The organism is Paenisporosarcina sp. P4_D4 (genome assembly GCF_056401835.1).
In genome coordinates this window covers 1-7,156 of sequence record NZ_JBFUIO010000102.1, presented here as the reverse complement: position 1 = coordinate 7,156, position 7,156 = coordinate 1, and the positions used below count along the sequence as shown (strand labels likewise).

Annotated in this window: 10 protein-coding genes; all 10 read right to left on the bottom strand. The window is 38.4% G+C overall.

Features of this window, described 5'->3' with window-relative positions; translation table 11 throughout:
* Positions 1 to 261 (bottom strand): hypothetical protein (locus AC1DSL_RS14750; protein WP_477532745.1); only part of this gene is annotated, 261 nt, incomplete at its 3' end.
* A 628-nt stretch (positions 262 to 889) separates the two neighbouring features.
* Positions 890 to 1,357 carry a hypothetical protein gene (locus AC1DSL_RS14745; protein ID WP_477532744.1) on the bottom strand — a complete coding sequence of 156 codons (468 nt, stop codon included), beginning with the start codon at positions 1,355 to 1,357 and terminating at the stop codon, positions 890 to 892.
* A gap of 162 nt (positions 1,358 to 1,519) precedes the next feature.
* Positions 1,520 to 1,867 carry a hypothetical protein gene (locus AC1DSL_RS14740; protein ID WP_477532743.1) on the bottom strand — a complete coding sequence of 116 codons (348 nt, stop codon included), beginning with the start codon at positions 1,865 to 1,867 and terminating at the stop codon, positions 1,520 to 1,522.
* 130 nt (positions 1,868 to 1,997) lie between these two features.
* Positions 1,998 to 2,969, bottom strand: a complete 972-nt coding sequence (locus tag AC1DSL_RS14735; RefSeq protein WP_477532742.1) for a tyrosine-type recombinase/integrase — start codon at positions 2,967 to 2,969, stop codon at positions 1,998 to 2,000.
* A gap of 585 nt (positions 2,970 to 3,554) precedes the next feature.
* Positions 3,555 to 4,064, bottom strand: coding sequence for a metallophosphoesterase (locus AC1DSL_RS14730; RefSeq protein ID WP_477532741.1), 510 nt, complete (start codon positions 4,062 to 4,064; stop codon positions 3,555 to 3,557).
* Between the two features lie 12 nt (positions 4,065 to 4,076).
* The gene (locus AC1DSL_RS14725; RefSeq protein ID WP_477532740.1) at positions 4,077 to 4,673 is read right to left on the bottom strand and encodes an XTP/dITP diphosphatase; all 597 of its coding nucleotides are present in this window, start codon (positions 4,671 to 4,673) and stop codon (positions 4,077 to 4,079) included.
* A complete protein-coding gene (rph, locus tag AC1DSL_RS14720; RefSeq protein ID WP_477532739.1) occupies positions 4,670 to 5,428 on the bottom strand; it encodes a ribonuclease PH in 759 nt (252 codons plus the stop codon). Before rph ends, AC1DSL_RS14725 begins: the two co-directional genes overlap by 4 nt.
* Before the next feature lie 100 nt (positions 5,429 to 5,528).
* Positions 5,529 to 6,326 carry a glutamate racemase gene (racE, locus tag AC1DSL_RS14715; RefSeq protein WP_016426749.1) on the bottom strand — a complete coding sequence of 266 codons (798 nt, stop codon included), beginning with the start codon at positions 6,324 to 6,326 and terminating at the stop codon, positions 5,529 to 5,531.
* Positions 6,327 to 6,336: 10 nt separating this feature from the next.
* A complete protein-coding gene (locus tag AC1DSL_RS14710; protein ID WP_016426748.1) occupies positions 6,337 to 6,801 on the bottom strand; it encodes a MarR family winged helix-turn-helix transcriptional regulator in 465 nt (154 codons plus the stop codon).
* Positions 6,802 to 6,877: 76 nt separating this feature from the next.
* Positions 6,878 to 7,102, bottom strand: a complete 225-nt coding sequence (locus AC1DSL_RS14705; RefSeq protein WP_016426747.1) for a helix-turn-helix domain-containing protein — start codon at positions 7,100 to 7,102, stop codon at positions 6,878 to 6,880.
* Positions 7,103 to 7,156 lie beyond the last annotated feature (54 nt).

The following is a 7,156-nucleotide window of genomic DNA, read 5'->3' as shown; positions in this document are numbered from 1 at the left end:
TGTTATATCTATCACTTCTATAGATGCGCAACAGACCTCTCCCCAGAATCCACCCATTAATTTTCCATTGACCCTATAAATTTTCGAATCTAGTCCTACCTCATTATGCACAGCACTGATGAACTCTCTACGTAATTGCACAGAATGTTGTTGTTTCAACAACCGCAGCAATTTTTCAGCTATTGTGTTTTTTGTATTATATTGCTTTTTTAGTAGACTTTGATTATTTACTTCATTTGTTGCCATTACCGAAAATGTCATTATGTTATCCCCTTTTGCTTTGTACACCAAGTGACACAGTTGCGCCACTTGATTCGACAGTACCTTTCACTCGATTGAAGTACACATGTTGATTTCTATATACATACTCTAGTTCGCATTTGGGACAAGTCCACAAGTATCAAAACAAGTACATTCTGATTTTAGTTATTCTGATCTTTCTTACAATTATTGACCCGTTAATTACTATACTACAAATTCAAATAAATAAAAACTGAATATTCAGTCTAAACAAATGTATTGCAATTTTAATATGTTTTTATTCAAAAAACCAAAAAACGGACTAAAAAATCATTTCAATATCATTTCAATATAAAGGAATAACCCAACCACATTCAAAAAGGGTTGGGCAGTTCTTTTATTACTATGTCATTATTATCTCTTGCCAATTTGAATATCGACCTTTCCCCAGTCCCCTCCTACCCCCATCAACTGGCTCATCAAAAACCGAGGGATTTCAACTAGCCCTTAGTCTCAAACACTCATAAAAGGTCTAGAAAGTTCATACCCTCAACCAATTTTTATTCATCAATTCATTTCACTTTATATTCCTCAAATCTTATCCAAATAAAAAGCACCCAATTTCTTGGATGCTCAGTTGAATATCAAATTAAATTACACCAAGTTTTTCATTAACTTTAAAATAAAGTTCCTCTACTTCTTTAGGAGTCATCTCATATTGTTTGGCGACTTTACCGAAAGTAATTTGATATTCATTATCATCTTCCTCTTCACCATATAACTTCGAAATTAAATCATAAATTTCTAACTCTTCTTTGGAAATAGAATCTCTTCGCTTTTGAAACTCAATTAATCTTTCATCCAGCTCAGGTGTCAATTCAATAGCCTTCCCATTGATAGGAGTTATTTTCGTGTCTCTAACTTCCCACTTGTATTTTGCTGGTGCAGTCAATGGGCTATTCTCTAACTTAACAGTTGGACTAAACCAAAATTCAACCATGTCGCCTTTTACTTCCCAACCATTTTCAAATCCTGCATGTTTCTTTTCGACTACTTCTTTAATCGTTTTATTCTCATTATTGACAACATAATTCTGAACCAACTCTAAATTAACCATCCCAAACCACTCCCTATTGGATATTGTGTAAATATTTTCTACACCAACGATATTCTACACCTTACTCTTGATTTCCTTTATTACATTATGTAAGTGATCTCACGATCGTCTTGTTTTTCTATCCGAAAAATTTCAAGCTTACAAATTAGAATTACTTTTGACTTAATGCTTAGTTGGAAAAACCTTTCTCATCCTTGTCCAGAAACCTCGATCTCGTATCCGCTTCGTTGCAGTAACTCTATTGTTCACTACTAGAACTTCTGATTCCTCCCAAGTTGAATCCGTGATTACCACTACCCACTTTCCATCTCTACATTCACCTAAATATGCACGAATATAGCCTATTGCAATGCTATCTTCCTTTTTCAAGCTTGACCATACTGTTTGTATATTGTACTTTTCCATTACTGCATTTGAAATTATTAGAAACACCACTTTCATTATTATAATGGAAGAAAAAAGGATTCTATTCTCATAGTTTTCTTTTAGTTTATATGGTTGTTGATTCATTTATCATCTTTAGTGGATTAAACTGCCCATGTTCTTTAATTGTTTCGGGCAACACATGTGCGTAAACAAGTGTAGTGTTAATTCTTTGATCACTCAGCATCTTTTGATGGGTTTTAAAATTGCCTGAGCCTCACATAAACTTTCGTAAATTAGTAACAACCTCTTCTTCATCTAAGTCTAAGTATTGAGTGGTGACCGCCAAATTCGAATGACCTAATGCTTTAGAAATTAATGCAAGGTTAGCCCCTTTGTTTAGAAGGTCTTTTGCATATCCTCTTCTGATAGCATGAGGATTAATATTAACAAGGTTATATTCTTTACTGTATTTATGTAAACGCTTTGAGATAGCGTTATTGGTTGATTTAGTGTTTAGAGATGTTCCTTTTTGAGATAAGAATACAAATTTGTTTCGTTGGTTGTAACTGCTTCTTATTTTCTTATTTTGATCGATTAACACACGAAATAATTGAGCCATTTGATTGTCTATTGGAAGTTGAAGCATTTTATGATTTTTTAATATTGCACCGTCCAGATTTAACATCATATTTTCAAAATCAATATGACGCTCCTCAAGTTGTCCCAGTGTGTTTATTCTTATTCCCGTTTTGTATAGCGTTATAATCGCTACAGCGTCCCGTAAACCGATAAAAGAGTTTAAGTCTAACAAAGATAGTAAGATTTGAATTTCGTTGCTCGTAGCACCCTTCTTGACATTTTTATCAACTTTGATATTTATCGACTTCCAAAATCTTTGTTTAACCCAACCATTGTCAAAGCATTTTGAGAGGATTGCCTTCAAACATTTTAGGCGAATTAGTTTTGTCTGATTAGACACTTTCATTGAATCAAGCCAAAGATAAATCAATTCAGATGATATTTCATGAAGGTAGGTCACATTCGTAATTTTACAAAGATGATTCATGTGTAGATTATAGTCTTTAATAGTTCTTTGTCTGAATCCACTAACTTGCATTTGCTTCGTGATTGTAGTTAATGCTTTTTCAATTGTCATTTCTTTTTGCTGTGATTTTTGATCTCCTTCTATTAACCGCTTCACATCAAAATCAGCATTAATATCAAACAAACCTGTTCTTTTTGTCATAAAAAAAATCCCCTAATCAATTAGATTAGAAGATAATTTCGGTCTACCTTTTCAGTAGGGTTAGAATAAGGGATATTCAACAAAGTTCGTTTCCCCGTTCGTTCCCCTAAGTTCGTCAAAAGGTAGATATACCGGCGTTTACCGCCATAATTCTTACGTCCCAGGAGGGATTCGAACCCCCGACCGACGCCTTAGCTTACCACTATAGCTTTCGCTACCAATGAACATTGTTTGTAGTCTGGACTATATCTTCACCATTGCAGGTGCGACACGTGTAGTCTCTACGGAACCTCACGTCGTTAGACGATTCTTAGCATTCTTACCATTACGTATGTAATCATTCAGATTGCCTCTTCTTCACTTTCGCGAAGCGTAAGTTTCCTCGGTATTGCCATCAGCATAATCTGTTAAGGTTTCACCGATATAGTGTCGTCCACTCTACAGGTTCTTTTTTCCCTGTAAAGGCTCCTAATAAATTGAAGGGCGTTGCTCTATCCAGCTGAGCTACTGAGACTTGTGATTTTCAGTTCTTTTCAGAAATGAAGACAATATTTATTATAGAAATGCTACAGCCAAAAGTCAACGTTATTTTTCAGTAATTTTAAATGTTACTTTTTCAAGTGTTTCATTTTCATTCGAAAAGAATGTTACGGTCCACTGAACTGGTGATTTTTCGATGATTGCATAGCTCTTTTCAAGGCGTCCTCTTGGCAATTCCAAACTTCCCGGATTTACAAATACGGTGCCTTCAATCTGTTCAGTACCCAGTAAATGAGAATGTCCGAACAAAACCACATCAGCTCCAAGTTCCTGAGCACGGTAACTAATCGGCAGCATGGTCGATTTCACTTGTAATAAATGACCATGCGCCATAAATATTTTCACACCGTTAATCTCAGCGAATACTTCTTCAGGAAATGAGGAATCCCAATCACAATTTCCTCTGACGACAAAAGCAGATTGCAGCGATGTATGATTTACATCAAGTTCGCTATCCCCACAATGAAATACTGCATCCACTGAACCGACATGTTGTCTTACCTGATCAATCGAATTTACTTCTCCATGGGTATCACTCATTACTAAAATACGCATGTACTCGCCACCTTATTTCAACAAGTTGGGTAATTCCGCTTCAATTTTTTTGATGGCATTTCCACGGTGGGAAATTGCCGCTTTTTCTGAAGGCAATAACTCAGCCATCATTTTACCAAGTGTCGGCACAAAGAAAATCGGATCATAACCAAAGCCGTTTGTGCCTTTTTTATCATGTGCAATGACGCCTTCACAAGTTCCGAACGCAGTCTTCGTCTCCATATTAGGACCTGCCAACGCAATGGCACAGCAAAAACGAGCTGTCCGTTTTTCGTCTTCCACACCTTCAAGTTCAGTCAGAACTTTTTGCATGTTTCCATCATCACTTTTTTCTTCCCCGGCATAGCGTGCAGAATAGACACCTGGCGCGCCATTTAAAGCGTCAATTGCTAGACCGCTGTCATCAGCTATCACGAATGTTTGTAAGCGTTCAGCAAGCGCCTCAGCTTTAAGAACGGCATTTTCTTCGAACGTTGTGCCTGTTTCTTCAATATCCATGTCATTCGCTACATCATGGAGAGTCAAAACTTCAAAACCATAGGGATTGAAAATCGCTTCGAAGTCTTTCGCCTTGCCTTTGTTTTTCGTTGCAATAATTACTTGCTTCATGATAAATCACCTAGCTTTTTGCAGATCCGGTCAGCCATTTCCCCAAGCACATCTTTCTGAATGGCAATCAACTGTTGAATGCCTTCGTCACCCAGATCAAGCAATTCATTTAATTGCTGTCTTGTGAATGTAGCCTCTTCTCCAGTACCTTGAAGTTCCACAAATTGACCAGAACCGGTCTGGATAATATTCATATCGACATTTGCTGAGGAATCTTCAATGTAGTTTAGGTCAAGAATTGCACCGAGCTCACCATCAATTCCTACGCTCGTCGCTGCAAGAAAATCTGTTACAGGAAATTCAGGGAGCTGTTTTTCATCTTGTAGCTTTGCAATAGCCATTGTCATCGCAACAAATGCACCGGTAATCGAAGCAGTACGTGTGCCGCCATCTGCCTGGATCACATCACAGTCAATCCACAGCGTTCGCTCTCCTAATGTTTCCAGATTGACTACTGCTCGTAGTGCTCGTCCAATGAGACGTTGTATTTCCATTGTAYGGCCACCAATCTTACCTTTCGACGCTTCACGTTGTGTTCGTGAACCTGTCGCTCTTGGAAGCATTGAATATTCAGCCGTAATCCATCCTTTGCCTTGCCCACGTAAAAAATGCGGTACGCGTTCTTCAATGGTTGCTGTACAGATTACTTTCGTCTGTCCTACCGTTATCAATACGGAACCTTCTGGATGTACCAAGTAATCGGTCTCTATCGTCACAGGTCTCAGTTGTTTTGAATTTCGTCCATCTTGTCTCATGTGTTTGTTTCCTCCTCGTATACATTCGCGCACTTATCGTATCACATAAGCTTTAAACGAATCAAAACCCGGAAATTCCTTTTTCAAGGAATTCCAGGTTTTATTTAAATGATATTTGTTGAATTGTTGGGTTTTCGATTTCAAGCCATTTCGTAATAATGGTCCTGAACATTGGTATGGAACCAGTTGTATAGAAAATGTGCGGTACCTTACTCGGTTGCTCTCTTTGCTTCTGGTAATAGTTGAGGATAGCATCCACTTCATCGGCCGTTTCTTCGGCTGATGAAAGAACCTTCACATGCGGACCAACCGCCTTTTCAATAAGATCCTGTAATAAAGGGTAATGAGTACATCCCAATATTAACGTATCAAATGATTCCTTTTGCAGTGGTTCGAGTGTCTTTTCAACCAATTCCTTCGCAAATTCGCCTTCATATTCGCCACTTTCAACTAGTGGAACAAATGCCGGGCAAGCAAGTGGAACGGTATGACATGAAGATGATAAAGCCTTCAAAGCCTTCTCGTAAGCACCACTTTGAATAGTACCTACAGTCCCCAATATACAGACTTCAGAACGTCTTGTTGCTTTTATAGCTGCTCGCGCCCCTGGGAAAATAACCCCCACGACTGGGAACGGGCAATATTTTTGTAAGGATTCAAGTGCGACCGCTGTTGCTGTATTACACGCGACAACGAGCATTTTTATGGATTGCGCTTTCAGTGCTTCCGCCATTTGCCATGTGAATTTCCGCACTTCAGTTGCTGAACGCGGTCCATATGGACATCTCGCTGTATCTCCAATGTAGAGAAATTGCTCATTGGGCAATCGTCGCATAAGTTCTTTGACAACCGTTAAGCCGCCAACACCTGAATCGATCACGCCGATTGGTGTATTCACGAGATTCGCCTCAATCCTCTTTCATTTCTACATGAAGTCTTTGGAGAAGGCTCGACAACTGTTGCACTTCTACAGCATCAAAATCAGACAAAATATCTTGCAAATAATCTTGACGTTTTTGAATAACTTCTTCAATCACGCGCTCGCCTTCTTTTAATAAATGAATGCGAACGACACGTCGATCTTGCTCATCACGAACACGCATGACAAGTTGGTTCTTTTCCATCCGGTCGACTAAATCCGTTGTCGTACTGAATGCCAAATACATTTTGGTCGAAAGATCACCAATGGTCATGTCACCATGTTCAAACAACCATTGCAACGCAACAAATTGAGGTGGCGTCACTGTATAGTTACTTAAAATTTGGCGACCTTTTTGTTTGATAATACCTGATATATAACGAAGTTCTTTTTCCAGAAAAGCTACTTGCTCCTGGTTATGGTTATGTTCATTGCTCGAAATTTGCTCTGTCATGTGCTAAATCCACTCCCTGAATACGATTACTTGTGTATTCATTGTGACGTCTTTTGCGGAAATTGGCAAGACATACTCAGTCTAGTGCTAATTCGCCAAGTCGTAAAAGTTCGAGTATCGCTTGTGATCTGCCTGATACGCCCAACTTTTGGATGGTATTCGAGATGTGATTTCTCACGGTTTTCTCACTGATGTTGAGTTGAATGGAAATATCTTTCGTTGAATAATCACGCACTAACAATTGAAAAATTTCTCTTTCTCGTCCTGTTAATAATGAACGATGATGTGCTCGTTCTGACAAAATACGCCCCTCCTATCCACTCTTCCTAGTAACGTATGTCAGAAGATAAAAGGC

Coding starts and splice junctions, on each gene's coding strand:
- AC1DSL_RS14740 (WP_477532743.1), bottom strand. CDS start 1,867: ATGAATCAACAACCATATAAACTAAAAGAAAACTATGAGAATAGAATC.
- AC1DSL_RS14745 (WP_477532744.1), bottom strand. CDS start 1,357: ATGGTTAATTTAGAGTTGGTTCAGAATTATGTTGTCAATAATGAGAAT.
- AC1DSL_RS14730 (WP_477532741.1), bottom strand. CDS start 4,064: ATGCGTATTTTAGTAATGAGTGATACCCATGGAGAAGTAAATTCGATT.
- AC1DSL_RS14710 (WP_016426748.1), bottom strand. CDS start 6,801: ATGACAGAGCAAATTTCGAGCAATGAACATAACCATAACCAGGAGCAA.
- AC1DSL_RS14735 (WP_477532742.1), bottom strand. CDS start 2,969: ATGACAAAAAGAACAGGTTTGTTTGATATTAATGCTGATTTTGATGTG.
- AC1DSL_RS14725 (WP_477532740.1), bottom strand. CDS start 4,673: ATGAAGCAAGTAATTATTGCAACGAAAAACAAAGGCAAGGCGAAAGAC.